The following is a 246-nucleotide window of genomic DNA, read 5'->3' on the forward strand; positions in this document are numbered from 1 at the left end:
GCTGCTCCTGCTTGGTCAATGCGGCGCTATTATAATTTATTTCTTCTACACCCTCCAAAAGAAGGTAGGCCAAGAAAAGGCGACCCCGCTGCCCGTGTCCCCACTCGCCCGTTGGGCGAGTGGGGCAGCCTGTGATGCTCGGTCCTGGGGTGTGCCGCAGAACTCGCTGCGTTCTTCGAACTGCGCTCAAACAGCTGCGGCAAGCCAGACAACGATGCGCGTGTCCTTCGGCACGCGCTCACCCCA

It is taken from the genome of Acidovorax sp. Root217 (assembly GCF_001428645.1).
Taxonomy (GTDB): Bacteria; Pseudomonadota; Gammaproteobacteria; order Burkholderiales; family Burkholderiaceae_C; genus Acidovorax.